26 protein-coding genes are annotated in these 25269 nt (G+C 29.5%); 4 read left to right on the top strand and 22 right to left on the bottom strand.

Annotation, left to right across the window (positions count from 1 at the left end):
• Nucleotides 1–68 precede the first annotated feature (68 nt).
• Nucleotides 69–680 carry a YjbE family putative metal transport protein gene (locus ACTTBM_RS07010; protein ID WP_440635304.1) on the top strand — a complete coding sequence of 204 codons (612 nt, stop codon included), beginning with the start codon at nt 69–71 and terminating at the stop codon, nt 678–680.
• Here ACTTBM_RS07010 and panB read toward each other — a convergent pair.
• Genes panB through ACTTBM_RS07060 form a run of 10 tightly spaced genes read right to left on the bottom strand, consistent with a single transcriptional unit; the run spans nt 677 to nt 8505 of the window.
• Entirely contained in the window at nt 677–1450 is a 774-nt protein-coding gene (panB, locus tag ACTTBM_RS07015) for a 3-methyl-2-oxobutanoate hydroxymethyltransferase (RefSeq protein WP_440635305.1), read from the bottom strand. The two genes, ACTTBM_RS07010 and panB, sit on opposite strands and share 4 nt — an antisense overlap.
• A complete protein-coding gene (locus ACTTBM_RS07020; protein ID WP_440635306.1) occupies nt 1443–1844 on the bottom strand; it encodes a hypothetical protein in 402 nt (133 codons plus the stop codon). Before ACTTBM_RS07020 ends, panB begins: the two co-directional genes overlap by 8 nt.
• A 9-nt stretch (nt 1845–1853) precedes the next feature.
• The gene (locus ACTTBM_RS07025) at nt 1854–2273 is read right to left on the bottom strand and encodes a VOC family protein (protein ID WP_440635307.1); all 420 of its coding nucleotides are present in this window, start codon (nt 2271–2273) and stop codon (nt 1854–1856) included.
• A 21-nt stretch (nt 2274–2294) separates the two neighbouring features.
• On the bottom strand, nt 2295–3857 hold the full coding sequence (gene guaA / locus ACTTBM_RS07030; protein WP_440635308.1) for a glutamine-hydrolyzing GMP synthase: 1563 nt from the start codon (nt 3855–3857) through the stop codon (nt 2295–2297).
• Nucleotides 3847–4284, bottom strand: a complete 438-nt coding sequence (locus ACTTBM_RS07035) for a tetratricopeptide repeat protein (RefSeq protein WP_440635310.1) — start codon at nt 4282–4284, stop codon at nt 3847–3849. The genes guaA and ACTTBM_RS07035 overlap by 11 nt, the downstream gene beginning before the upstream one ends.
• Complete coding sequence (gene guaB, locus ACTTBM_RS07040; protein ID WP_440635311.1) at nt 4284–5360, bottom strand: IMP dehydrogenase; 1077 nt, start codon at nt 5358–5360, stop codon at nt 4284–4286. Before guaB ends, ACTTBM_RS07035 begins: the two co-directional genes overlap by 1 nt.
• Before the next feature lie 37 nt (nt 5361–5397).
• Nucleotides 5398–6009 carry an RlmE family RNA methyltransferase gene (locus ACTTBM_RS07045; RefSeq protein ID WP_440635312.1) on the bottom strand — a complete coding sequence of 204 codons (612 nt, stop codon included), beginning with the start codon at nt 6007–6009 and terminating at the stop codon, nt 5398–5400.
• A gap of 28 nt (nt 6010–6037) precedes the next feature.
• The gene (locus ACTTBM_RS07050) at nt 6038–7012 is read right to left on the bottom strand and encodes a glycosyltransferase family 9 protein (RefSeq protein WP_440635313.1); all 975 of its coding nucleotides are present in this window, start codon (nt 7010–7012) and stop codon (nt 6038–6040) included.
• Nucleotides 7013–7045: 33 nt separating this feature from the next.
• Nucleotides 7046–7855 carry a CDP-diacylglycerol--serine O-phosphatidyltransferase gene (pssA, locus tag ACTTBM_RS07055; RefSeq protein WP_440635314.1) on the bottom strand — a complete coding sequence of 270 codons (810 nt, stop codon included), beginning with the start codon at nt 7853–7855 and terminating at the stop codon, nt 7046–7048.
• A gap of 2 nt (nt 7856–7857) precedes the next feature.
• Nucleotides 7858–8505: a phosphatidylserine decarboxylase gene (locus tag ACTTBM_RS07060; protein ID WP_440635315.1), complete on the bottom strand. Its 648-nt coding sequence runs from the start codon at nt 8503–8505 to the stop codon at nt 7858–7860.
• Between the two features lie 76 nt (nt 8506–8581).
• Between ACTTBM_RS07060 and ACTTBM_RS07065 the strand changes: the two genes are divergently transcribed.
• Complete coding sequence (locus ACTTBM_RS07065) at nt 8582–9796, top strand: NADP-dependent isocitrate dehydrogenase (RefSeq protein ID WP_440635316.1); 1215 nt, start codon at nt 8582–8584, stop codon at nt 9794–9796.
• Here the strand turns inward: ACTTBM_RS07065 and alaS are convergent.
• The 6 genes from alaS to ACTTBM_RS07095 form a co-directional block, all read right to left on the bottom strand.
• On the bottom strand, nt 9788–12454 hold the full coding sequence (alaS, locus tag ACTTBM_RS07070) for an alanine--tRNA ligase (RefSeq protein ID WP_440635317.1): 2667 nt from the start codon (nt 12452–12454) through the stop codon (nt 9788–9790). The two genes, ACTTBM_RS07065 and alaS, sit on opposite strands and share 9 nt — an antisense overlap.
• A 94-nt stretch (nt 12455–12548) precedes the next feature.
• Nucleotides 12549–13703, bottom strand: coding sequence for a recombinase RecA (gene recA / locus ACTTBM_RS07075; protein WP_440635318.1), 1155 nt, complete (start codon nt 13701–13703; stop codon nt 12549–12551).
• Between the two features lie 108 nt (nt 13704–13811).
• On the bottom strand, nt 13812–15110 hold the full coding sequence (locus tag ACTTBM_RS07080) for a TolC family protein (protein WP_440635319.1): 1299 nt from the start codon (nt 15108–15110) through the stop codon (nt 13812–13814).
• The gene (locus ACTTBM_RS07085) at nt 15107–16075 is read right to left on the bottom strand and encodes a uridine kinase (protein WP_440635320.1); all 969 of its coding nucleotides are present in this window, start codon (nt 16073–16075) and stop codon (nt 15107–15109) included. The genes ACTTBM_RS07080 and ACTTBM_RS07085 overlap by 4 nt, the downstream gene beginning before the upstream one ends.
• A complete protein-coding gene (locus ACTTBM_RS07090; RefSeq protein ID WP_262589637.1) occupies nt 16041–16406 on the bottom strand; it encodes a GFA family protein in 366 nt (121 codons plus the stop codon). The genes ACTTBM_RS07085 and ACTTBM_RS07090 overlap by 35 nt, the downstream gene beginning before the upstream one ends.
• Nucleotides 16407–16419: 13 nt before the next feature.
• Nucleotides 16420–16803, bottom strand: a complete 384-nt coding sequence (locus ACTTBM_RS07095; protein WP_440635321.1) for a VOC family protein — start codon at nt 16801–16803, stop codon at nt 16420–16422.
• Nucleotides 16804–16991: 188 nt separating this feature from the next.
• Between ACTTBM_RS07095 and ACTTBM_RS07100 the strand changes: the two genes are divergently transcribed.
• A complete protein-coding gene (locus ACTTBM_RS07100) occupies nt 16992–17387 on the top strand; it encodes a LexA family protein (RefSeq protein ID WP_075506508.1) in 396 nt (131 codons plus the stop codon).
• Nucleotides 17365–18642, top strand: coding sequence for a Y-family DNA polymerase (locus tag ACTTBM_RS07105; RefSeq protein WP_440618756.1), 1278 nt, complete (start codon nt 17365–17367; stop codon nt 18640–18642). The genes ACTTBM_RS07100 and ACTTBM_RS07105 overlap by 23 nt, the downstream gene beginning before the upstream one ends.
• A 16-nt stretch (nt 18643–18658) precedes the next feature.
• Here ACTTBM_RS07105 and ACTTBM_RS07110 read toward each other — a convergent pair whose 3' ends face one another.
• From ACTTBM_RS07110 to ACTTBM_RS07135, 6 genes are all read right to left on the bottom strand, one after another.
• Nucleotides 18659–19252 carry a histidine phosphatase family protein gene (locus tag ACTTBM_RS07110; protein WP_440635322.1) on the bottom strand — a complete coding sequence of 198 codons (594 nt, stop codon included), beginning with the start codon at nt 19250–19252 and terminating at the stop codon, nt 18659–18661.
• Nucleotides 19253–19285: 33 nt separating this feature from the next.
• The gene (locus ACTTBM_RS07115; RefSeq protein WP_440613904.1) at nt 19286–20320 is read right to left on the bottom strand and encodes a GMP reductase; all 1035 of its coding nucleotides are present in this window, start codon (nt 20318–20320) and stop codon (nt 19286–19288) included.
• Between the two features lie 68 nt (nt 20321–20388).
• The gene (locus ACTTBM_RS07120; RefSeq protein ID WP_440635323.1) at nt 20389–21555 is read right to left on the bottom strand and encodes a DUF1501 domain-containing protein; all 1167 of its coding nucleotides are present in this window, start codon (nt 21553–21555) and stop codon (nt 20389–20391) included.
• Complete coding sequence (locus tag ACTTBM_RS07125) at nt 21552–22997, bottom strand: DUF1800 family protein (RefSeq protein ID WP_440635324.1); 1446 nt, start codon at nt 22995–22997, stop codon at nt 21552–21554. Before ACTTBM_RS07125 ends, ACTTBM_RS07120 begins: the two co-directional genes overlap by 4 nt.
• Nucleotide 22998: 1 nt before the next feature.
• The gene (locus ACTTBM_RS07130) at nt 22999–23868 is read right to left on the bottom strand and encodes a glycosyltransferase family 2 protein (protein WP_440635325.1); all 870 of its coding nucleotides are present in this window, start codon (nt 23866–23868) and stop codon (nt 22999–23001) included.
• Nucleotides 23869–23871: 3 nt separating this feature from the next.
• Entirely contained in the window at nt 23872–25191 is a 1320-nt protein-coding gene (locus tag ACTTBM_RS07135) for a glycosyltransferase family 39 protein (protein WP_440635326.1), read from the bottom strand.
• Nucleotides 25192–25269 lie beyond the last annotated feature (78 nt).

The following is a 25269-nucleotide window of genomic DNA, read 5'->3' on the forward strand; positions in this document are numbered from 1 at the left end:
TTTTTTGACCGCCTTTTTTTTATTCTTTTGATTGCAATCTTGTTAAATTGAAATAATAATTAAACATCTTGATCGAAGAGCTTATAATTCTAACCCAAATTATTTTTATTACTATTATCTTAACTGCAGATAATGCAGTGATCGTTGGTTCTATTGCATCAAATTTTGTACCCAAAAATAGAAAACAAATTATTTTATGGGGTGTAATTGGAGCGTTTGTTTTTAAAATCTTTTTTGCAATCTTTGCTACTTTTTTATTTGAATTTTATTTTATAAAAATTTTAGGTGGATTATTGCTGGTATGGATAGTTAATGACTTAAGAAAAGATCTTGTTGATATAAAAAATATAAAACCTTCAGTTAAAAAAACAAAACAACCATCATACATAAATAGTATAGGTAAAGTGTTATTTGCTGATCTGATGATTAGTTTTGACAATGTTATAGGTATTGTTGCTGCAGCTCAAGGATATTTTGGCTATATGATTTTTGGTCTTGTCCTATCGGTCGTTCTTACTGGTGCATTAGCTACTTATATGGCTAATTATATTCAAAAACATATTTGGATAGCTTACATTGGTTTAATATTTATTTTAGTTGTTGGTCTACAATTAATTATAGGTGGTTTGGTAGATCTCGAGATACTCAATATTAACGAAGAATTTAAAAAATATTTTTAGTTAAAAGAGTATTTTTTTGAGGGAAATTTTCTTTTTTTAACCTCAGTTGCATACTTAGAGACTGCTTTTGATATTTCTGTTTTTATATTTGTATATTTCTTAACAAATCTAAATTTGATTGGATTTAAACCTATTAAATCATCGAATACCAAAATCTGTCCATCACAATTATTAGATGCTCCTATCCCAATTGTTGGAATACTAATACTTTTAGTTACTTGTTTTGCTAATGATGTTTGAACACACTCTAAAACCATACAAAATGAACCAGCTTCTTCAAGTAACTTTGCGTCTCTAATAATGTTTTCTTTTTCGCTTTGTTTCTTACCTTTAAATTTAAATGTTTTATCTGACTGAGGTAAAACTCCTATATGACCCATTACAGGTATATTATTTTTAACTAAAATTTTAACTGTATTTATAATTTTCTTTCCTCCCTCTAATTTGACCCCGTCACATTTGGTTTTTTTCATAATTAATTTTGCATTTTTCAATGCCTCTTTAGGATTACGATAAGTATTGTGGGGCATATCAACAATCATTAAACTTTTTTTAATGCCCATACGAACACTCTTAGAGTGTTCAATCATAGTATTTAAAGTTACTTCTCTAGTAGACTTATAATTATATAAAACTGACCCAAGGGAATCCCCTACTAAAATTAGATCACAATAATTATCTAAAACTGAAGCAATATTTTTTGAATAAGCAGTTAGACTAACTATTTTTGATTTATTTTTTTTTCTTACAAAATTTTTAATTTTATTCATTTCTTAATTCTTGATTTATATAAGTATTTAAGAGCTTTTTAGATATAGATAGTTTTTTTGCAACTGCAGTTTTTTCATCAATAATTCTCCAAAAAGGAAGGTTGGGTTTTTTTAATTTTCTTTTACTTTGTTCCTCTAATGATGCTTCTATAGCAATTCTCAAAAATATTCCTGTAGAAACAGGACATGTTTTGTTTGCTTTAGCTTTTTTTGCCAATGCATTTCTCATTTCAACAACTGTCTTTTTTTTTCCTTTAGGAATTTTTTTTATGAAATTAGCTATCGATGATGGTGACGACACTAGCATTGTTTCACCTTTTTTAATATCTGCAAAGTTAAAATTTAATTTTTTAATTTTTTCTTTATATGGTTTGTTAAACTTCTCAATCCACATTGAAAAATGTTACCAGGTACCTGTGTTCTCCATAGAAGACCAAGGTTCTTTTGGTTCTAAATTTCCTTCTTGTAGGATTTCTATTGAAATTTTGTCTGGTGATCTAACAAATGCCATATGACCATCTCTTGGTGGTCTATTTATAGTATAACCCATGTCCATTAATCTTTGACATGTCTCGTAAATATTATCTACTCTATATGCAAGATGACCAAAATTTCTAGAACCTTCGCCTAGCTCATCTCCATCCCAATTATAGGTTAACTCAATTTCTGCCTTTTCATCGTTAGGAGCTGCAAGAAAAATTAAAGTGAATCTTCCTTTTTCATTTTCCATTCTTCTTGTTTCTTTTAAACCTAGACCTTCGCAGAAAAATCTTAAAGATTCATCTACATCCTTTATTCTAATCATTGTATGTAAATATTTCATAATCTGTTTTTATAATTAAAATTACTCTAATTCAATAGTACTTGGAGGCTTAGAAGTAATATCATACACAACTCTATTAATTCCTCTTATGCTATTAACAATCTTATTGGAAATAGTTTGCATAAAAGATTTTTTAAATTCATAAAAATCTGCAGTCATTCCATCTTCAGAGGTAATTGCTCTTAGTAAACATAAATATTCATATGTTCGATTATCACCCATAACTCCAACTGTTTTTACCGGAAGTAGTGCTGCATATGCTTGCCAAATTTTGTGGTATAGCCCATGATCTCTTAAAGCCTGAATAAAATAATGATCAGCTTCTTTTAGAATTTTTATCTTTTCATTAGTAATAATACCTGGCATCCTGATTGCTAAACCAGGACCAGGAAATGGATGTCTTGAAATTATTTCATGACTTAAATTTAGCTCTAATCCTAATTTTCTTACTTCATCTTTAAATAAAAATTTTAAAGGCTCAACTAATTTTAAATTCATCTTTTTAGGTAATCCGCCCACATTGTGATGCGATTTTATTTTAGAAGTTTGACTTCCAGTAACAGACTTACTTTCAATTAAATCTGGATACAAAGTTCCTTGTGCCAAAAATTTTACATTTTTTATTTTCTTTGCATATCTCTCAAATATTTTAATGAATAGATTTCCTATAATTTTTCTTTTTTTTTCTGGATCAAATACATTTTTTAATTTACCTAAAAATTCCTTTTCAGCATTCACGTAGATTAAATTCATTTTTAATCTTTTTTTAAAAGTTTTAACAACCTGAACTTCTTCGTTTTTTCTAAGCAATCCAGTGTTTACAAAAATACAATATAGTTTTTTACCTATTGCTTTATTCAATAATTGAGCAACTACACTACTATCTACACCACCTGATAATGCACAAATTACTTTATTATCTCCTACTTGAGCTCTGACATCTTTAATTAATTGTCTCTTTTGATCTTTTGATGACCAATTTTTCTTAATTTTACAAATAAGAAAAATAAAATTACTAATCAGTTTTTTTCCGTTTTCCGTGTGAGTTACCTCTGGATGAAACTGAACACCATAATAATTTTTGATTTTATTTTCTACAATTGCAAATTTTGAATTTGAGCTTGAAGCAATTACTTTAAAATTTTTGGGTAATTTAGAAACTTGATCAGCATGACTCATCCAGACTACTTTAGATTTTTTTGTACCAAAAAAATTATTAGTTAAGAGACTATTATTTTTTTTAATTACATTTGCTAAACCAAATTCACGATGCTTTGATTTTTTAACTCTACCCCCATTAAGTTTAGATAATATTTGATGTCCAAAACAGATGCCAAGAATAGGAATATTTAATTCCAAAATTTTTTTATCAAATGAGTACTTATTAATTTGATAAACATTGAGAGGACCTCCTGATAAAATTATACCTTTTACACTTTGATTAATTTGATTAAGTTTAATTTTTTTATGACTTACAATGTCAGAGAAAACTCCAAGTTCTCTAATTCTTCTTGCAATTAATTGTGTAAATTGTGAACCAAAATCTACAATTAAGATTTTGTTAAGGCTATTATCAAGACTCATTACTTGGTTCTAGATTTTTTAAAGACTCTAAAATTTCATTATTTTCATCACATAATGATTTACAAACTTGTACAAATGTTTCAGATAATTCTTTAACTTTATCGTAATTAGATTTTTCAAGTGCAATTTTCATTAGCATTAAAATAGCTTCTTCATTTTGAGGATCAATTAATAAAGTGGTTTCTAAGTTGTATTCTTCTTTTCTTTGATCTTCCTCGTGATTATAAATTTTTGCTAAATACAAATATGAATTTGCATCCTTTGGATTAAATACAATATTTCTCTCAAATAAGAATCTCGCATCCTCATATTTTTCTTTTTCATATAATTTAATTGCTTCATTAAAAAAATTTTCCTTTGAAAAAGAATTAGATTGAAACGAAACAATTAAAACAACCAGTGAAATAAATTTCAAAATTTTATTCATTAATATTTACTATCATTTTTGATTACGTCTACATTATGAACCATACTTTCGTAAAATCCAGCTTTAGTGATTTTAACAAATTGTGGTTTATTTCTCAATTTGACAATTTCTTTTGAACCAAGATAACCCATAGATGATTTAAGGCCACCAATTAATTTAAATATAATGCTGCCAACATCTCCTTTGTATTTTACAAAACCTTCTACTCCTTCTGGAACATATTTTGATGTATCTTTTTGCTTAGTTTGAAAATATCTATCTGCTGAACCTTTGTTCATTGCACCTACTGATCCCATCCCTCTAAAACTTTTAAATAATTTTCCATTTTTTTTAATTAGTTTGCCTGGTGTTTCATCTGTTCCTGCAAATAAAGAACCTATCATTACAGCATCTGCACCTGCTGCAAAAGCTTTTGCCAAATCACCAGAATATTTTATTCCACCATCAGAAATTATTTTTACATTTTTGTTTTTAAGTCCATTTCTTACAGATAAAATTGCACTTAGTTGAGGAACACCAATTCCTGCTACTAACCTAGTTGTACAAATTGATCCTGGTCCGATCCCAACTTTAATAATATCTACCCCTAATTTAATCAAAAATTTTGCAGCTTCTGGTGTTGCAATATTTCCAGCGCATAAAGCAATATTCTTACCTTTAATTTTTTTTATATATTTAACTATTTCTCCTACTTTTTTGGTATGGCCATGAGCAGTATCCACTACTATTAAATCAACGCCCTCTTTAAGAATGGCTTTTGCTCTATCAAATTCAGCAATTGATGCTCCAACGGCTGCACCAACTAATAATTTTTGTTTTTTTACTTTTTTAATTTCAATTATTTGTTTTTGGATATCTAAATTTCTGTGAATAACTCCTATTCCTCCTGCCTTGCCAATTGCGATAGCCATATTACTTTCTGTAACAGTATCCATTGCAGAAGATAAAAGTGGGATTTTAAGTTTTAAGTTTTTTGTTAGATTTACTGAAGTATTGACTTCAGAAGGTAATATTTCTGAATACTTCGGAGCTAATGTAACATCATCAAAGGTAAGTGCTTCTTTTATAGGGACCATGATATTTTATATACGATTCCTTTTAAATTAAAAGTCTCTATCTAAGTTTTTTGCAAATTATAAAACTTTCCTTTGAATCTTTTCTACTAGATTTTGGTTTAAATACTTTCACCTCTTTAAAATATTTTTTACCTTCTGCGACTATTTCGTTAAATGTTCTTCCCATAAAAATCTTTGATATAAAATAACCATTTTCACTTAATAAGTCTTTTGCAAAAATCATTGCCTCTTTGCAAAGTTCACCTGTTTGAATAGAGTCAATATTCTTTATACCAGTAGTGTTTACTGCCATATCCGACATCACAACATCAACTTTGGAGTCAGTATTTTTTTTAATTTCTTGTTGAACACTTTCTTCAGTAAAGTCTCCTTGAATTTGAAGACTATTCCCAATTGGTTCCATTTTTTTTAAATCAATCGAGATTAATTTTCCATTTTTAGATACCTTTTCAGCATATTGCGACCAACTGCCAGGAGCTGCACCAATATCAATGACTGTTAATCCACCCTTAAATATTTTAAATTTTTCATTTATTTCAATAAGTTTATATGCAGATCTAGCTCTAAATCCGTCTACTTTTGATTGTCTTACGTAAATATCTCTACGCTGTTTATTTACCCAATTTTTTGATATTTTATTTTTTTTCAATTTATTAGTTTGTTTTTTTAAATTAAATTTAAATATTTAAAACACGCATTACATCATCTTCTGTAATTTTAGTTATATCATCTGATTGATAAAGATTTTTACTATCTAAAATTTCAATATTTTTTAATTTGGGAGAAAATTTTTTTGAATTTGTTGGTCCAAACAAAATAATCATAGGAATTTCAGCTAAAGACATCATGTGCATTACACCATTATCTATTGAAATGGCTTTCTCTAACCTTGATGAAAGAGCTGAAACCAATGGTGGTCCTGAAAATGTGCTTTCCATTTCAGGAAATAAAGCATTATTAATATTGCTTTTAATTTTATTAATTAATTCTTTATTACTTTTTTCAACAAAAAAAACTGGCTTTTTATTTTTTTTAGAAACGTGTTCTGCTATGTTTAAGAATTTATTTATTGGCCAACTTTTTTTCCTATAAACGTTTCCTTGTGTCATTGAAAACCCAATATAATTATTGTCAGGTAATAATCTTTTGGCTTCTTGAAAATACTTTAAATCAATTGTATTTAATTTAAATTTAGTTTGTGGAATTTCATCATTTATTAATAATTCAATATTTCTTAAAATATTAATGTTTTTAAATTTTGTAGATTTATAATCTTTTTTTTCAGAGCAAAATTTAAAATTAAATGTTGAGGAATAAAATTTATTAGACGGAAATTGTTTTAAAATTATAGTGTTTCTGAGTTTTGATTGTATATCAATAATTAAATCAAATTTTTGTAGAGAGTTCTCCCTTAAGATTTTTTTCTTTGATACTAATAAATGCCACCATCTAAAACCAAAATAAATTATGTTAGTTTTTAACTCCTTTGGCCTTAAATTGTAGTCTGATAAAGCATAATTAAAGTGATTTTTATGTGCTGATAAATAGTAAATATTATCTGATCCAAATTTTGTAATTAAACTATTGATTAAATCAAATATTTGGATGCTATCACCCAAACCCCCACCTGAATTATAAACTAAAATTTTCATTTATTAATTTAGAAAAAAAAGATTGAAAAAATACTAAAGTATATCTTCTAAATTTTCGTTTTCATCTTCGTTTTCAATAGTGTCATTTTTATCTTTTTTAATTTTTTGATAATTAAAAAAACTTATTGGAATCAACAAAAGATAAATAAAACTACTAACTGCTAATATTTCAAAAGTATAAATTAATAGTAATCCAAAAAATAAAACTATACCAAATAATAAAAATATAGTGGTGCTTCTTTTTATAACAATTTTTTTAAATGAGTATGTTGGAATTTTACTAATTAAAAGCAATGATGTTAAAATAAAAATACATGGAACTAATATAGTATAATTTATAGGAATTATATTAATCTCACTCATACTGAATATTAATGGAGATAATACTAATATTCCTCCTGCTGGAGATGGCACACCCTGAAAAAAATTATCTTTCCAAGATGGTTCTAGGGATGAATTAACATTAAATCTTGCTAATCTTAAGGCTACACAAATTACATAAACTAAACACAACAACCATCCAAATTTTCCTAATGTATTTAAATTCCAGAAATACATTATAAAAGCTGGAGCAACACCAAAGCTAATCATGTCAGTTAAAGAGTCTAATTCTTTCCCTACTTTTGATGTTCCTTTTATTAATCTTGCAATTCTACCATCTAGGCCATCAATGATTGCAGCAATTATGATTGCAACAATAGCTAATTCAAATCTTCCATCTAATGCAAACCTTATTGAAGTAAGTCCTATGCAAACACCAATTAATGTGAGCATGTTTGGCAATATAACTCTCGCATTACTTTTTTCAGGAACGATTTTGAAATGGTTTTTTGGTTGTTGCATATCTACCTTTTGGCTAATAGAGTTTCCCCTGAAATAACTGTTTGACCAATTTTTACTAATGGTTCATAATTTTCATAGTAAACATCAGCTCTACTTCCAAATCTTATCATTCCAATTCGATCACCTTGGTTTAAAGTTTGATCTTTATTGGTCTCACAAACAATTCTTCTTGCAACCAAACCTGCTATTTGAACTATGACAATATCATTTCCATGATTATCTTTTAACTTATAGTAATTCCTCTCGTTATCTTCGCTCGCCTTATCAAGTGAAGCATTTAAAAATTTTCCTGGCTTGTATAAAATATCTTCAACTTTCCCCGAACAAGGAGTTCTATTTACATGACAATCAAATACGTTCATGAAGATACTAATCTTTTTAAATTTCTTGTTTTCTAAATTTAATTCTTTTGGTCCATCTACCTCTTCAACTTTAATTATTTCTCCATCCGCTGGGCTTACTAGATAATTATCATCTCCTATAATTACTCTTTCAGGATCTCTAAAGAAATAATAAACCCATATAGTTAAAAGCAATCCAATTAATCCTAAAAATCCATTTACTAATAATAAGATGATTGTGATGAAGCCTGCGATTACAATAAACTTGTAACCCTCTGTGTGTATCTTTGGAAATATCTTGGTAAACATATTCTTCTATTTGCTAATTTTCGATTAATATGTATATAAACCAATCAAATTCAATTAATAAGATAAATTTAATTTAATGAGCAAAATCAAGGTAAATAACCCAGTTGTCGAGTTAGATGGCGATGAAATGACTCGAATTATTTGGGAGTTTATTAAAAACAAATTAATCCTTCCATATATCGATCTTGGAATTGAGTATTACGATCTGGGAATGAAAAGCAGAGATAATACAGATGACCAGATCACAATCGACTCAGCAAATGCTATCAAAAAAATAGGTGTTGGAATTAAATGTGCAACCATTACACCAGACGAAGCAAGAGTTGAGGAATTTGATTTAAAAAAAATGTGGAGATCTCCAAATGGAACAATAAGAAACATTATTGGAGGAACGGTATTCAGAGAGCCAATTATTTGTAAAAATATTCCAAAGTTGGTTCCTTCATGGACAGATCCTGTGATCATTGGCAGACATGCTTTCGGAGATCAATATAGAGCTACAGATTTTAAAGTGCCTGGTAAAGGTAAAATGGAAGTTAAATGGACATCAGAAGATGGAAAAGAAGAAATTAAATATGAGGTATTTAATTTCACTGGTCCTGGTGTAGCGCTATCAATGTATAATTTAGACAAATCAATACAAGATTTTGCAAGATCATGCTTTAGCTACGGTCTAATTAAAAAATGGCCTGTGTACATGTCTACAAAAAATACAATTTTAAAACAATACGATGGAAGATTTAAAGATATTTTTCAAGAAGTATTTGATAATGAATACAAAGAAGAATTTGAAAAACATAAATTAACTTACGAGCACAGATTAATTGACGACATGGTTGCATGTGCAATGAAATGGAGTGGAAAATATATCTGGGCTTGCAAAAATTATGATGGCGATGTTCAATCTGATACTATGGCTCAAGGTTATGGGTCATTAGGTTTAATGACAAGTACTCTGTTAACTCCTGATGGAAAAGTGATGGAAGCAGAAGCTGCTCACGGAACTGTTACAAGACATTATAGAATGCACCAACAAGGAAAAGAAACTTCTACAAATCCTATTGCATCTATATTTGCATGGACAAGAGGATTAGCTCACAGAGGAAAATTAGATAACAACCAAGAATTAATTAAATTTGCTCAAACATTAGAGGCTGTATGTATTGAGTGTGTTGAAAATGGATCTATGACAAAAGATTTAGCAATTCTTGTTGGACCAAACAGTAAGTTTTTAACTACTAATCAATTTTTAGACGAAATTGATGGTAATCTTAAAAAGAAATTAAATTAAAGATTTTATTTTTTCAAAAGCATCATTGATTTTGGATTGGTCTTGACCACCAGCTTGAGCAAAGTCTTTTCTTCCACCACCTCCTTTGCCTCCGATTACTTCTGAACCTGCTTTTACAAATTGTACTGCATCAAATTTTTCAGTTAGTTTTTCTGTGACACCTACAGCTATACCAACTTTGTCATCTTTGCTTGCAAAAACTATTACAATACCTTCACCTAATTCTTTTTTACCTTTGTCTACAAGTTTTCTTAATTCTTTAGGCGGAAGATCATCAACATTTTGAAATCTTACTTTCACCCCATTAACATCTTGATCATTAACTATATTTTTGGATTGATCTTGTAATATTGAATTAACAGATAATGTTTCTAACTGTTTGTTTAAATTTTTGATTAAAACTTTTTTATCACTTTCATCTAAATTAGGTTTTCCACCAAGATCTGAGATTTGCTTACTCAATTCATTGATTTGTTCATCATCTTTTTCAGATGATAAATTTAACATTTTCTCTTTATTTTTAAGGTAATCTTCCAGCTGCTTATCTCTTAAAGCCTCTACTCTTCTAACACCTGCAGCAATTGAAGATTGGCTGATAATTTTAAATTTACCTATATCACCAGTGTTTTTTACATGAGTTCCACCACATAATTCAGTTGAAAAGTATTTTTCTCCTTCATCACCCATTGATAACACTCTCACTTCATCTCCATATTTTTCACCGAATAGTGCTAAAGCTCCATTATCAACAGCTTCTTTAGGCGTCATTATTCTTGTAGTTACATCTGATTGTTTAGAAATCATATCATTTACATGACTTTCGATTTTAACCATCTCTTCCTCTGAAATTGGTTTCATATGACTAAAATCAAATCTTAATCTTTCTGGCTCAACAAGAGAACCTTTTTGTGTAACGTGTGGACCTAAAACTCGTCTTAAAGACTCGTGCAATAAATGAGTTGCTGAATGATATGCCCTTGTGTCATTTCTTTTTTCAATATTGATTTTCATTTCAACATCTTGCTCTAATTTTATTGAGCCTTTTTTCACTTTTCCATAATGAACAAATAGATCTCCCAATTTTTTTTGAACATCTGTTACTTCAAATTCAAATTCATCCTTAGAGATCAACCCTGTATCTCCTACTTGACCACCAGATTCAGCGTAAAATGGTGTTTGGTTAACAACAATGATACCTTCGTCTCCAGCATTTAAAGTATCAACTTCTTTATGATTTTTAAGGAGTGATTTTATAACTCCTTGTGCTTGATCATTTTCATATCCTAAAAATTCTGTTGCTCCATGTTTTTCTTTAACTCCATACCAAACTTGCTCAACTGCACTATCTCCAGATCCTTTCCAATTTTTTCTTGCAAGCTCAATACTTTCTCTCATCAGCTCACCAAATCTTTCTTTATCAAACTCTAAAGATTTTGATTTTAAAATATCTTCTGTAAGATCAATTGGAAATCCATAAGTTTCATAAAGTTTAAAAGCAATGTCACCTGGTAAAACTTTATCTATCTTTGAAATTTCATCATTTAAAATTTTAATTCCTCTATCGAGTAGAACTAAAAATTTCTCTTCTTCCATCTTTAAAGTTTCTTTAATTAAAGATTCAGCTCTTTTTAGTTCAGGATAATTTCCTGACATTTCATTTAACAATGTATCAAACAATTTTGAAAAAACTGGATCCTTAGCACCTAATAAATGGGAGTGTCTCATCCCTCTTCTCATAATTCTTCGAAGCACATACCCTCTTCCTTCATTAGATGGCAATACTCCTTCAGCAATTAAAAATGAGCTAGCTCTTAAGTGATCAGCTATAACTCTAAAGCTAGATAGATTTGATTTATCAGAATTTATTTTAATTATATCTGAGGCAGAATTAATTATTTTTTTAAAATGATCTGTTTCATAATTATCATGAGTGCCTTGAAGCAATGCAGCAATTCTTTCTAAACCCATTCCTGTGTCAACAGATGGCTTTGGAAGATTTATTCTTTTATCCTTTGTAACTTGTTCAAATTGCATAAAGACCAAGTTCCAAATTTCAATAAATCTGTCACCATCTTCATCTTTGGTACCAGGTAATCCACCATGTAAATGATCACCATGATCAAAAAAGATTTCTGAACAAGGTCCGCATGGACCTGTTTCTCCCATTGACCAAAAGTTATCTGATGTTGCTATTCTAATTATTCTATCATCACTAAAACCTGCTATTTTCTTCCAAAAATTGAAGGCTTCATCGTCTTCATGATAGACAGTTACATAAAGTCTATTCTTATCTATTCCAAAATCTTTGGTAATTAAATTCCAAGCATAATCAATTGCTTGTTCTTTAAAATAATCTCCAAATGAAAAGTTTCCTAACATCTCAAAGAAAGTATGGTGTCTAGGTGTGTAACCTACATTCTCTAAATCATTATGCTTTCCACCAGCTCTTACACATTTTTGTGAAGTAGTAGCTCTCACATAATCTCTTTTCTCTAAACCTGTGAACACGTTCTTAAATTGAACCATTCCAGAGTTTGCAAACATCAATGTTGGATCATTATTTGGAACCAAATTACTAGATTCCACAATCTGATGATCGTTTTTTTCAAAATACTTTAGAAAAGTATTTCTTATTTCATTGAGAGTTTTGTCTGCCATATTTTTAAAATACAGCTTTTTTATTTTATGTCTAGATGCAGTACGGGAAAAAAGGCGCTTAAATTAAGCGCCTTTTATTAATAAAGATGACCTATTAATTCTTTTTAGATGGAGGAGTAACTTCAGCTTTTGCTTCTTCTTCTTTTTCAGCTACTTTCTTTTCTTTCTCCAATTTTTCAGGATCTATCGGGTTTCCTTCTATTTTTTTAGAAATAACACCAGCTTTTTCCCTAATTGCCATTTCTATTTCTGCAGCAACTTTAGGATTTTGAGCTAGATAAGTCTTAGCATTCTCTCTACCTTGACCAATCTTCTCTCCTTTATAAGCATACCATGCTCCTGATTTTTCAATAATATCTGCTTTGGAACCAAGATCGACTAATTCACCCATCTTACTAATTCCTCTTCCGTACATCAAATCAAATTCAACTACTTTAAATGGTGGAGCTACTTTATTTTTTACTACCTTCACTCTTGTAGAGTTACCAATAATTTCATCTTTATCTTTGATGGCACCAATTCTTCTAATATCCATTCTAACTGATGAATAAAACTTAAGCGCATTTCCACCTGATGTAGTTTCAGGACTTCCAAACATAACTCCAATTTTCATTCTGATTTGGTTAATGAAAATCATCATTGTGTTTGTATTTGAAATTGAGCTTGTTAATTTTCTTAAAGCCTGACTCATTAATCTTGATTGAAGACCTACATGATGATCTCCCATCTCACCTTCGATCTCAGCTTTTGGTGTTAAAGCTGCAACAGAGTCGATTACGATAACTGAAATAGAGCCTGATTTTACTAGCGTATCAGCGATTTCTAATGCTTGCTCACCAGCATCCGGCTGTGAAATTAAAAGTTCTTCAGTATTTACACCTAATTTTTTTGCATAAACTGGATCTAAAGCGTGCTCTGCATCAACAAATGCACAAATTCCACCAGCTTTTTGAGCTTCAGCAACAACTTGTAATGCTAACGTTGTTTTTCCAGACGACTCTGGTCCATAAACTTCAATAATTCTTCCTTTTGGCAATCCGCCTATACCTAAAGCTAAATCAAGACTTAAAGAACCTGTTGAAACAGACTCAATATCCATAGCTCTCTTTTGGCCAAGCTTCATTACAGAGCCTTTTCCAAAATTATCTGTAATTTGAGCTATTGCAGCATCTAATGCTTTGTTCTTTTCTTTAATATCCATTTCTTGATCTTTAGTAGATTTAACTACTTTTAGGTTACTTTTCGTCATTTTTTGCCTCTTTTTTTTACGTTTTTTAACAGTCGAATCATGAATTAAATGTACACATTTTGTTCTCATTGGCAAGATCTTTGTTTTTAATGAGTAAAAAAGACTGAATTACTTAAGATTTAAATAGTCGCTATTTAAAAGTCCTACTGATTTTAAAACTCTGTATTGAGCTAACAAGTAGCTTCTTTCAGCTTCAGCAAGATTAATTTTTGCATTTATTAAATTTGATCTAGATTGAAGAACGTCAAAAGTAGATCTTCCAGATCCACTTTCATATTCAAAGCTAATTCCTTCAGTTGCAACTTCTGAAGCTTTAACTTGTGATTGCACAGCTTGCAAAAAACTTCTTGAAGACTGCAAAGTTGACCAAGATGAAGTCACAGATTGTGTATTATTTTTTTGTGCATTCTCTAATAACAATCTTTTCATTCCCTTAGCTTGAAGATTTTTACTTACATTAGATTTATTCTTTCCACCAAATTGGAAAGGCCATGAAACAGTTGCCTGTAAGACATCTTTTTCTCTTTCATCATAAGTTGCACTTAAATCATCAGTATAAGTTCTCTCTAATGAAATTTTTGCTGTTGGTGAAAGATCAGATCTTGCAATTTTTACATCTAGTTCTGATTGTCCATATTCTATTTCAGCAATAATTAATTCAGGACTTTTCTCTAAAGATATCTTTTTAGCTTCACTTAAATTTTTAGGGATTGTAACTTGTGCGTTATATATTTTTTTCAACTTAGCTTCTTCAGCAATAGCACCAATTACATTTTCATAATTTAATCTGCTAGTTACTATGTTGTTTTGAGCTTCAATATATCCTGCTTGTGCTCCAGCAAGAGAAGATTGTGATTGTGCTAAATCAGATGCTGTTATTTGTCCTCGACTTAATCTTGCATTATCTAATTCAAATTGTCTTTGAAGTAAGTTTACGTTTTCTTCATTAATATTTAATTTTTCATAAGCTAAAATTAATCCTGTGTATGCCTCAATTGCTCTTAAGAATATTTCTTGTTCTTTTTTAATTAATTTTGCTTCTGTTAAATTTAATCCCAACTTACTTTTTTCATATTCTGTTTTTCTTCCACTGCCATCAAGTAATGTTTGCTCAAGTTTAATTGAAGAAGTCATTGTATCAGTATCAGTAATTGATGCATCTCCACCACTTTGATTTGTAAGTTTATTAGTATCTTCAAAATTTTTTGTACCAGAAAGAGTTAATCTAGGTAACAAATCACTTCTAGACATGTTGATTACTTCTTGTTGAATTTCTAAATTTTTTCTTTCTGCTTGAAGCTCAAGATTATTATCAAATGTTTGTTTTAGCGCTTCCTTTAAAGTTGCTGAAAACGCACTTAACGGAAAAACTAGTGCACAAAAGATAATTATTAGAAACTTTTTCATTTATTATATTTTATTGTCTTAATTTGATGGTTGCTATTTAAATTTAAAATTATTGTAGAATATTTTGGAGCAAATTTAAACATGTTCTGTGTAATTCTTTGGTAAGTTTGCATAAAGTTTATAACATCTCCTTTGCTCATTATTTTGTGACTAGATTTATTTTTAGTATTTAACCACAACTTGTGTTCTTGTTTAAGTCTCCATTTCTGTAGCAAACTGAAGTTTTTTGCTTTTAAATAAATTAGACAATTCAATTGAGAATATAATTTTTTGTATTTTGTCTTTAGTTGCTCATTAACATATTTTCTCCAAATAAGTTTTTGATCTTTAGTTCTTTCAAGAGAATTAATTGACTTTTTAAGTGTTTTATTAACTTCAGCTCTTGCACCAACACACCAACCCTCAAATATAATTACATCTGGCCGCTCTTTAATATTATACCAACTTTTTTTAGGCGACCTATCGTCTACTGCCTTATTAAAACTTGGTAACTTTATTGATTTAAAGTTTTTACTTTTTGATTTTTTAAAGAAATCTAACATAATTTTTACGTCATGTGTTCCAGGCACTCCTCTTGTCATTAACATTGAATGAACTTTATTAGATAAAATAGATCTTTCTTTTCTAGTTTTATAAAAATCATCAATAGAAATTTTAAATACTTTTAATTTAAAATATTTTTCTAATATTATTTTTATGATTGAACTTATTGTTGTCTTACCAGTCCCCTGTCCTCCAGCTAAACCAACAAAGTAAGGTTTTTTATTATTAGCTTTTTTTGCAATCCAAAAACACACTGGAATTAGAAAAGATTTTAACATCTTATCTTTGTTGCTAAATTTTTCTTTTGAGGTTTCTTGTGATTTAATAAATTTTAGACAATCACTTTTAACTTTTTTAAAACACTCAGCAGTAGATTGCATTGAACTTTTATTTTTCTTGATCCATTGGATGGTTGAGACCATCAAATTGAGCTATCTCTTTTATATCTTCAACTTTAACTTCATCGACACAACCTAAATTAAATCCAGTCATAGCTGGTGCGCTTCTTGGATTGTGATGAGTGTAAATTCCACACTCAGTGCAAAAATAATGCTTAGCAACTTTTGTATGATATTGATAAAGTTTTATTTTATCCTCACCTTTGGTAAGTTTAAAATCTTCATTTTTAACCATACCCATTGTTGCATTTTTTCTTTTGCAAATTGAACAATTACATCTAACTATTTTTGCTAATTCATTAACTGTAGAGTTAATTTCAGCTTCTACAGAACCACAATGACAACTTAATTTCATATATCTCCTTAATTTAAGTTAAAATACTTTTTGCTGCAATCTTATTTCCATCTAAATCACGAACGTATGCATAATAATTTCCATCTTTTCTAACACCTGGTCTACCTTCATCTGTTGCTCCTTTTGACATTGCAACTTCGTAAAATTTATCCACTGCTTCTTTAGTGTCAGCTAGTAAAGTAGTTTGTGAACCATTTCCAAAAGTTGCGGGCTCACCATTTACAGGATGCGTTACATAAAATTGAACTTTGTCTGGATCACTTGAATGAGCATAACCCAAATACTTTTCTGTTTTTAAAATTCTTTTTAATTTTAAAGGTTCAAAAACAGCATCATAAAAGTCACCTGACTTTTGGTGATCATTAGAACCAACCATTACAAAATCTAAAACATTCATAATCAAAATCAGAATTTATATATTTAAATAACCAACTTAAACTAACTATGGTTGAAGTTATCCACAAGTCCACAATATGTGGATTGGATGTTCACGTTTTGATTCACTTTTGATTCAGTTACAGACTCAAAATACAACCTATTGAGTGTATTCCATAAATAGTCTATAAAGTAGAACAAAACAAGAACATGAAACTAACAATCCCATATTATCTACATAAAGCAGGCGCTGGTTTTCCTTCTCCTGCAACAGATTATATCGAAGAAGATATCGATCTGAACATGCATTTAATAAGAAATGTTCCAGCTACTTTCATCATCAGAGTTCAAGGTAAATCGATGGTTGATGTTGGAATTAATGATGGAGATTTATTGGTCGTTGATAAAAGTTTAAAACCAAAAAACTTTTCAACTGTGATTGCAAACGTTCATGATGAACTTGTTGTTAAAACTTTAGTTCAAGAAAGAGATAAAAAATTTTTAACCTCTGGTTCTAAAGAGTTTTCTGACAGAATTTTAATTAATGAAGAACAAGATGTTTTTATTTGGGGAGTAGTTACTTATGTCATCCACTCAGTATACTAAAAAAATAGCACTCGTTGATTGTAATTCTTTTTATGTTTCTTGTGAAAGATTATTCAATCCTAAAATAAGAAAAAAACCTGTTGTTGTTTTATCTAATAATGATGGCTGTATTATTTCAAGATCGAATGAAGCAAAAGCTTTAGGAATTAAAATGGGTGAACCTTATTTTAAAGCAAAAGATATTATTGTTAAAAATAATGTAAATGTTTTTTCATCAAACTATTCTTTGTATGGAGATTTATCAAGAAGAGTAATGCGTACCCTTAAAAGATTTAATTCTGAAATAGAAGTTTATTCAATTGATGAAGCCTTTTTAGATTTATCAAATTTTAAAGATCAGGATGTAGAAAAAGTTGGGAAAGAAATTAGAGAAACAGTTTTACAATGGACTGGTATTCCAACAAGTATTGGGATCGCAAAAACAAAAACATTAAGTAAAGTTGCAAATCATATTGCAAAGAAAAAACAATCAGGTGTTACGAGTTTAATTGGAATAGATAATTTAGACCCTATTTTAGAAAAAGTTGAAATTAATGATGTCTGGGGTGTTGGGCGACAGCTTACTAAATTTTATCAAAAGCATGGAATTTATAATGCGAAGCAACTTAAAAATAAATCTAACACATGGATAAAAAAATCATCAAACGTTTTAAGTTCAAGAACTGCAATGGAGCTTAGAGGAATTCCTTGTATTGATTTAGAAACAACTACTACCAAAAGAAAGAGTTGTGTGGTTTCAAGATCATTTGGAAAAAGAATTGAAACTTTTCAGGAATTAAAAGAAGCAGTTGCAAACTATTGTTTAAATGCATCTGAAAAAATTAGATCAGAGTCTTTGGTTGCAAAAGCAATTACTGTGTTTGTTAGAACGAGCCCTTTTCACAGAAACTTTGGTTATTATTCAAATGCAAAGACGGTTGATTTTCCTATTGCAACAAACAATAGTATTGAAACAGTTAAAACTGCAGTTTCAATATTAGAGAGTATTTTTAAAAATGGTTATCGTTATCAAAAAGCAGGTGTCATGCTAACAGGATTGTCGAATGCTAGTGACAAAACAAATTTATTTACTTCTGAAAAAGATGAAAAAATAAATAGCTTGATGAGATCCATTGATAATACTAATCATCGATATGGAAGATCTACTTTAAGTGTTGCAAGCGCTGGAGTTCATAAAAAATGGAATATGCGAAGGCAGTATTCTTCTAAAATAGATACCGCTGATTTTTATTGTTTACCAACGATTAGAGCTTAATTTATAAAAATTTATTTTAATAAGGAACTTTCCAATTGGCTAAAATATTAAAATCTTTGTCGGAAACAACTATTTCTCCTGAGCTAATAGATAGTAAGCTTTTTTCAAACAATGGGTTGATAACATTAAAATGACTTACAATTACAAGATTTTTATTACTATCCCACTTTTCAATATATTTTCTTAATTTTTTTAATTGTTTTTTCTTTTTACTGACATTTCCTCTACCTATTGAAATAATCATTTTTGAAATTTCATAATCATTTGAAATCTCTTCAGCAGTCTTAAAACATCTACAATATATACTGGTTAATACTCTATCTATTTCTATATTGTTATCTTTAAATACAGCTCCGATTACTTTTGCTTGAGCTAAGCCTCTATCATCTAAATCTCTTTGAACAGAACAATCTTTTTTCTTTAAAGATCCACTGTAAAAATCATCAGGCTCAAACTTATTATTAACTCTTGGGGCATAAGCATGTCTAATAAAAACTATGTTCCCACCTTTTTTTAATTCTGCTACTACTTCTTCCTCACTGCCAACTTTTAAAGCTAAAGCATTACTACAAAGTAGTAATCCACATAATATTAAAATTATTTTTTTCATTTTGAGTATTTTATATTAATATAAATATTAAATCTATTTTACAAAAGTATCATTAAATTGATTAGATACTCTTACAAATGTTGTACATTTACTTAATTGTTTAAGTGATGGTGCGCCCACATAAGTGCAGCTACTTCTAACACCACCAAGAATATTTAAAACTGTATCGTTAATTTTGCCTCTATATTTAACTCTAACTTTTCTTCCTTCACTACTTCTATAATCTGCTAATCCACCATAATGTTTTTTGTTAGCAACTTCAGAACTTGATCCATAAAATTCAATATACTTTGATCCATTTACTTTTACTATTTTTCCTTTTCCTTCATCATGACCTGCCAACATTCCACCTAACATCACAAAATCTGCACCACCTCCAAAACCTTTTGCAACATCACCAGGGCACGTGCATCCTCCATCAGCAATTACATGTGCACCAAGACCATGGGCTGCATCAGCACATTCAATGACAGCACTTAATTGTGGATACCCTACTCCTGTTTGAATTCTTGTTGTACAAACACTTCCAGGTCCTATTCCAACTTTTACTATGTCAGCACCACTTAAAACTAATTCTTGTGTCATATCAGCAGTGACCACATTTCCTGCAATAATAGTTTTTGTTGGATATTTTTCTCTTACTGATTTAATAAAATTTGTGAAATGCTCTGAATAACCATTTGCAACATCAATACAAATAAATTTAAAAAAACTAAATTCCTTTAAAACCTTATCTAGGTTTTGAAAGTCCTCTTTTTTAATACCTACACTAAGTGCAATGTTTGGGTAGATTTTTTTAATATTTTTATTTTGTTTTATTTTTTTTACATCATGTTGTTTTGTTAAACATGTAATCATTTGATGGTCATTTAATTTTTCAGCTATACTTAATTCACCAACACCATCCATATTTGCCGCCATAATAGGAATTCCTGACCATTCATTTTTACTATATTTAAATCTGTAGGTTCTAAGAAGATTGACGTCTTTTCTACTTTTTAATGTGCTTCTCTTAGGTCTAAATAAGACATCAGAGTAATCTAGCTTAAGCTCTTCTTCTATTCTCATTAATGAAAAGGCTATAATTTCTAAATTACTATTTCAATTCAAATTGTAGGCTGTGGATAAGTTTTTGATTAAGCCTTAAAAAGCTTATCAGACATGTTTTGCAATTTGTCTCCAAAGAAAACTTCTTTTTCAATTCGGTTAAAATCAAGATCAAATACTGTAGACATAGCTGATGCATATACTGATCTTGCATCAATAGTGGCATTTAAATCTCTACCTTGATAAAGCTCTTTTCTCTTTAACCCAGGCCAATCAGAATAAACTTGGCTTTTCTTTAATAATCCACCGGCCATAAACAAAGCTGTACCATACCCATGTTCTGTTCCATTTCCTCCATTCTGAGCAATCGTTCTTCCAAACTCAGTAACTGTTAGGATTAATGTGTCTTTATAAGAATCTTTTAAATTAACTTTGAGATTTTCAATTATTTCATCCATTTCAAGTAAGCATTTAGTATGAGTACCATTAATTCCTCCTTGTGCAGCATGAGTATCAAATCCATTTACTTCGAATACAGCTACTCTAGGACCATCTGGTTTTTTTAAATACTCAGCGGCCTGCTTTGATAGGTTGCCATTCTTTCTTTTACCACTACCAAAACCCATTCCCATCATCTCTTCATTTTTTCTCTTTTTAATAAAATTCATCATATCCAATAGTTCCTCTTCAGAACTATCTGCATAAATTGATTTTAACAATTCAAGTGTATCTTCTCTAGGTAGGCGATCATCCGAAGGATAGTAATTATTGTTTTTAGGAACTCCCCTCAATAACAATGGCATAGGCAAAGATAATGCTAAACCATCTCCTTTATAATTTGCTATTTTCATTGCTCTTCCAAGCCAGCCAGTTTTTTCTTGATAAGGCACTTTTCCACCTGACTCCATTAAGTTTTGGCCCTCAAAATGAGATCGAGCTGTATACGGAATACTGGTTGCATGAACAATGGAGCCGGTATTGTCTTTCCAACAATTATAAAAAGCATTTAATTTAGGATGAAGAGCAAAATCAGAGTCCAGTTTAATAGGATTTTCAATTAAAATTTTTTTTCTTCTCTTCTCAAAATTTTTATCACCTATTACTGGTACGGCAGTCAATCCATCCATACCACCTCTCAACATAATAACTACCAGATTTTTTTTTCTTGATCCTGCAGCTAACACTGGAAAATTAAATCCAGCTAAAAATAATGTAGTTGCAGTACCTTTTAAAAAATTTCTTCTTGATATTTTCATGCTTTTAATACCTCTGGTAAGTTAAATAATAAAATATGTTTTTCCTCGTTAGTTTTTGCCTTAGATAAAATTTTTAATATTTTGTCAGGGTTATCAAAATTGTTCCTAACTATTTTTTCATGAATATCATCGCTTATCTGATCATTTACATTATATTTATGGAAAGCTTTTTTAGCATACATAATTCTTCTTATAATCATTTCAGTTGACATCCAGTCCTTTTCAAAATCTGAGAATCCATTTGGTTGTTTTTGTCTATAGGGATGACAACCTAAATCCTCTAAAAACCAACCTTGCCACCTTATATCTCCAAATGGTTTTAATCCTAATTTATGACTGTCAATCATTTTTTCTTTTGTTGGATAAGAATACGTTGATCCTGACATGTTTATTGTTGTAAGCCACCAGTTTTCAGGATTTTGAAATTTTCTGTATTTGTCATTATATTCAAATGCAACTTTAATTGCGGCTTTATGTACTTCAGGAAGAAATCCATCCGATTGTTCCCATGCTTTAACAACAGGTGCTATCATTTCAGGTGTCGGGCTGTCAGTAATTAAATATCTACAAAGTTTTGTAGCGATAAATTCTCTGCATGAGGGATGTTTAACTAAATCTTTAATTGCAAGCTCTATTCCTTTTCTCCCACGTTTATATTCTTTTCCTAGAACAATTTTTTTTCCTGGTTCGTGATATTTAGATATGAAACCAACATCATTTCCATTATCTTTTTTCTTTGTCCATTTTGGCCTCCAACCAGTCATTATTTTAGCTAACTCTATAACATCTTCTTGAGTGTAGCCCCCATCTGGAGAAATGGTGTGAAGCTCCATTAATTCTCTCGCGTGGTTTTCATTTATAGTTGCTGGTTTCTTTTCTTTTCTTCTCCATTCCTGTCGACCACTTTCTGACTTTGGTCCTATGTTATCTTTATTATCTAAATGCATTATCATTGGCCAAGCAAGTGTTGCTTGGATAGCCATAGTTTCAAATGTTTTGTCCATGTTGGCTCTTAAAAATTCTCTTTGATAAGCTCCAGTAGAAAAAGAAGCCAATGTTTGAGTATCACTAATCGTAAAATGATTGCCCCAAAAATACCAAAGTTTAGCAAGTACAGGATTATTGCTTCTTATCCCCTCAGAATGTCTTATACAAATTTCATTAGCTCGCCAAAATTCTTTTCCAGTATCATATCTTAGTTGACGTTCTGCTAGCCTAAGTCCTTCTGGATCATTTTTATATTTTTTTCTTAAAGTTGTATTTTCCTCAACTCTTTGAGTGATCCAATACTTTCTCATTTCCTTTTCTGAATAGATATGTTTTCCAGTCCAGTTGAATTCAGGAATTTTTTCAACTTGTTTTTGAGCCCAAACTAGTGGATCTGATGGCTCTTTTTCATCAGGCTTTAAACCAAATGCAACTTTTCTAAAGAAGTTTTTCATATTATTTTATTTTATCAATATCATGGATATTTGTTAAGGAATTATTAAATTCTTCGATATTTTCTCTTAAAGCTAAACTAGAAATTGAATAAATCATTATTAACAACAATACTAAAGGTAGTGAGGTAACAATTGACGCATTACTTTTGATTAACAAAATATAAAAAACAATAAATAAAGCTGAACGAATTAAAACTGTTTTTCTAAATACGCTTATTATTGAAAGAGAGTGTTTTAATAATTTAAAAAAACTCATCTGAGATGGGCCAAAATATCTTTTTCCTCTAATTGATGGAGTAGAAATTAAATCTTTTTCAATTTTTTTTAATGATCCAGAAAAACTATTCCAAGTAGATTTTTCATCTAACATTTTTTTAACAGTTACTTTTGAAAGACATGTGAAATTACCAAATTTAATAGATTGCCCTGTAAATGCTAAAGTTAAAAACTTATGAAATTGGTAACATAATTTAAAGAACATACTTTCTGATCTTTTAACCCTTTCACCTATTATAGATTTGTCTCCAGCTTCCTTTGATAATTCGATAAAGTTTTTAATTTCTTCAGGTCTATCCTCGCCATCGCCGTCCATAGGAATTACATAATCAAATTCCTTTTTTTCATAGATATATTTCAAACCTGAAGCAATACATCTTGCATGACCCCTGTTTTCTTTCATGTTAATGATTTCAATTGAGTGAATGTTTTCAATATTTGAGTAATCATCGATGATTTGCTGTGAAGAAGCATCATTAATTACCACTAATGATATTTCAGAATCTAAATCTTTTATCTCAAGATTAATATTTTCAATTAACAACTTCAAAGACTCGCGATCATTATAAACAGGTACTAAAATGAAATATTTCATAGATTATCTTGATCCAACACAGATACTATCAAGACACATATAATCTTTCAATTGATCAAGTTTCTCTTTTTCAACTATGCCTTCCCAAACAGGTCTTGATTTTAGATGATAAGACAAATTACCTGCATTCCACTCATCTCCAAGAACAACATTGATCTTAGAGCTAAATTGTTGATCCCAAGCATATTGGGTTTTCATCGCAATTTCTTTACCTAGATAATCTGTTCTCTTATCGTCTTTTGAGACCGAAACATAAGCGTAAAGAACAGGTGATAAAAAGAAGAAGAATAAAAACCCAACCATAAAAGATTTTAATTTTTTTAAATTTATTTGAGATTGAAATAAATAAACAATTAACGTTCCAAAGAATAAATAAAATGGTGTCATCCACATTGTTCGAATTTTTGAACCTGTTATCAATGAAGTTAAAAACACCAGTGTGATTGGCAACATATTAATTGCTAACAAAAATAATAAATATTTATCTTTAAAATTTATTTTGAATTTAAGTTTTTTGACCAATAACAAAGTTAAAATTATAAATGGTATTAATATACCGATTTGTTTCCCTAAAAATATTAATGGATATTTTATGTGATCAATGAAGCTTGATTGTTCTAAACCTGTTCTTGCAAGTCCATAGGTAATTGTAATGAATTCATTATTATTAAGCCAAATTAAATGAGGAACTAAAGCAACTATAAAGACTTCTATTGTAATCAAATATTTAAAATCAAACTTCCTCTCTTTTTTAAAAATTAAAAAAATAAATAAAAGTGCGATAGATACTAGTAAGTAAATGAACAAATATTTTGATAAAAATCCTAATGCACCAAATAAACCTATTAAAAAACAATCCCAAAACTTAATATTTTTTTCATTATAAATTTTCCAAGAATAATAAGCAGTTAAAGACCAAAAAGGTAACTGGGATACATTTACGTTAAACTCAGGTGTGGTAAAATTATAAAAATAAATTGTCTCAATTAATAAAACTGAAATTAAACCAAAAAATTTGTTTTTAAGTATTTCGTTCGAAAGTTTGAAAACATAATAAAAAGATATTATTACAAAAATTTGGCTTAATAAATAATAAGCCCAATCCTGTGAACCAAAAATTTGAAAAAAAACTTCTGGAAAAAAAGCACTCATAGGAGGATGCTTATTAAAACCCCAATCTAAATTGCTTCCCCAAGCTAAAGCTTCAATTGTATCTAAGGGTAAATTGTGATTTGTGAGAGTTGGAATCAAAGTCCAAAAAATTAGATGGGATGTAACAAAAATATAAAAAAGATTATCTATATTTTTGTTATTAATGGTCATTAAGTAAATATTTATAACAATTCAGCTTGCTTGACACCCCTATTTTGCTGAATATACTCCGGCCATTCAAAATTAAGC

The organism is Candidatus Pelagibacter sp. HIMB1746, assembly GCF_052047555.1.
Taxonomy (GTDB): domain Bacteria; phylum Pseudomonadota; class Alphaproteobacteria; order Pelagibacterales; family Pelagibacteraceae; genus Pelagibacter.

Excerpts from the sequence above, each read along its gene's own strand:
- ACTTBM_RS07130 (WP_440635325.1), bottom strand. The coding sequence starts at position 23,868 with ATGAAATATTTCATTTTAGTACCTGTTTATAATGATCGCGAGTCTTTG.
- ACTTBM_RS07065 (WP_440635316.1), top strand. The coding sequence starts at position 8,582 with ATGAGCAAAATCAAGGTAAATAACCCAGTTGTCGAGTTAGATGGCGAT.
- ACTTBM_RS07025 (WP_440635307.1), bottom strand. The coding sequence starts at position 2,273 with ATGAAATATTTACATACAATGATTAGAATAAAGGATGTAGATGAATCT.
- ACTTBM_RS07080 (WP_440635319.1), bottom strand. The coding sequence starts at position 15,110 with ATGAAAAAGTTTCTAATAATTATCTTTTGTGCACTAGTTTTTCCGTTA.
- panB (WP_440635305.1), bottom strand. The coding sequence starts at position 1,450 with ATGAATAAAATTAAAAATTTTGTAAGAAAAAAAAATAAATCAAAAATA.
- ACTTBM_RS07095 (WP_440635321.1), bottom strand. The coding sequence starts at position 16,803 with ATGAATGTTTTAGATTTTGTAATGGTTGGTTCTAATGATCACCAAAAG.
- ACTTBM_RS07110 (WP_440635322.1), bottom strand. The coding sequence starts at position 19,252 with ATGAAAAAAATAATTTTAATATTATGTGGATTACTACTTTGTAGTAAT.
- ACTTBM_RS07105 (WP_440618756.1), top strand. The coding sequence starts at position 17,365 with ATGTCATCCACTCAGTATACTAAAAAAATAGCACTCGTTGATTGTAAT.
- ACTTBM_RS07090 (WP_262589637.1), bottom strand. The coding sequence starts at position 16,406 with ATGAAATTAAGTTGTCATTGTGGTTCTGTAGAAGCTGAAATTAACTCT.
- ACTTBM_RS07050 (WP_440635313.1), bottom strand. The coding sequence starts at position 7,012 with ATGAAAATTTTAGTTTATAATTCAGGTGGGGGTTTGGGTGATAGCATC.
- pssA (WP_440635314.1), bottom strand. The coding sequence starts at position 7,855 with ATGCAACAACCAAAAAACCATTTCAAAATCGTTCCTGAAAAAAGTAAT.
- ACTTBM_RS07135 (WP_440635326.1), bottom strand. The coding sequence starts at position 25,191 with ATGACCATTAATAACAAAAATATAGATAATCTTTTTTATATTTTTGTT.
- ACTTBM_RS07020 (WP_440635306.1), bottom strand. The coding sequence starts at position 1,844 with ATGTGGATTGAGAAGTTTAACAAACCATATAAAGAAAAAATTAAAAAA.
- recA (WP_440635318.1), bottom strand. The coding sequence starts at position 13,703 with ATGACGAAAAGTAACCTAAAAGTAGTTAAATCTACTAAAGATCAAGAA.
- ACTTBM_RS07125 (WP_440635324.1), bottom strand. The coding sequence starts at position 22,997 with ATGAAAAACTTCTTTAGAAAAGTTGCATTTGGTTTAAAGCCTGATGAA.
- ACTTBM_RS07085 (WP_440635320.1), bottom strand. The coding sequence starts at position 16,075 with ATGGTCTCAACCATCCAATGGATCAAGAAAAATAAAAGTTCAATGCAA.
- guaA (WP_440635308.1), bottom strand. The coding sequence starts at position 3,857 with ATGAGTCTTGATAATAGCCTTAACAAAATCTTAATTGTAGATTTTGGT.
- ACTTBM_RS07060 (WP_440635315.1), bottom strand. The coding sequence starts at position 8,505 with ATGTTTACCAAGATATTTCCAAAGATACACACAGAGGGTTACAAGTTT.
- ACTTBM_RS07100 (WP_075506508.1), top strand. The coding sequence starts at position 16,992 with ATGAAACTAACAATCCCATATTATCTACATAAAGCAGGCGCTGGTTTT.
- ACTTBM_RS07115 (WP_440613904.1), bottom strand. The coding sequence starts at position 20,320 with ATGAGAATAGAAGAAGAGCTTAAGCTAGATTACTCTGATGTCTTATTT.
- ACTTBM_RS07120 (WP_440635323.1), bottom strand. The coding sequence starts at position 21,555 with ATGAAAATATCAAGAAGAAATTTTTTAAAAGGTACTGCAACTACATTA.
- guaB (WP_440635311.1), bottom strand. The coding sequence starts at position 5,360 with ATGGTCCCTATAAAAGAAGCACTTACCTTTGATGATGTTACATTAGCT.
- ACTTBM_RS07035 (WP_440635310.1), bottom strand. The coding sequence starts at position 4,284 with ATGAATAAAATTTTGAAATTTATTTCACTGGTTGTTTTAATTGTTTCG.
- alaS (WP_440635317.1), bottom strand. The coding sequence starts at position 12,454 with ATGGCAGACAAAACTCTCAATGAAATAAGAAATACTTTTCTAAAGTAT.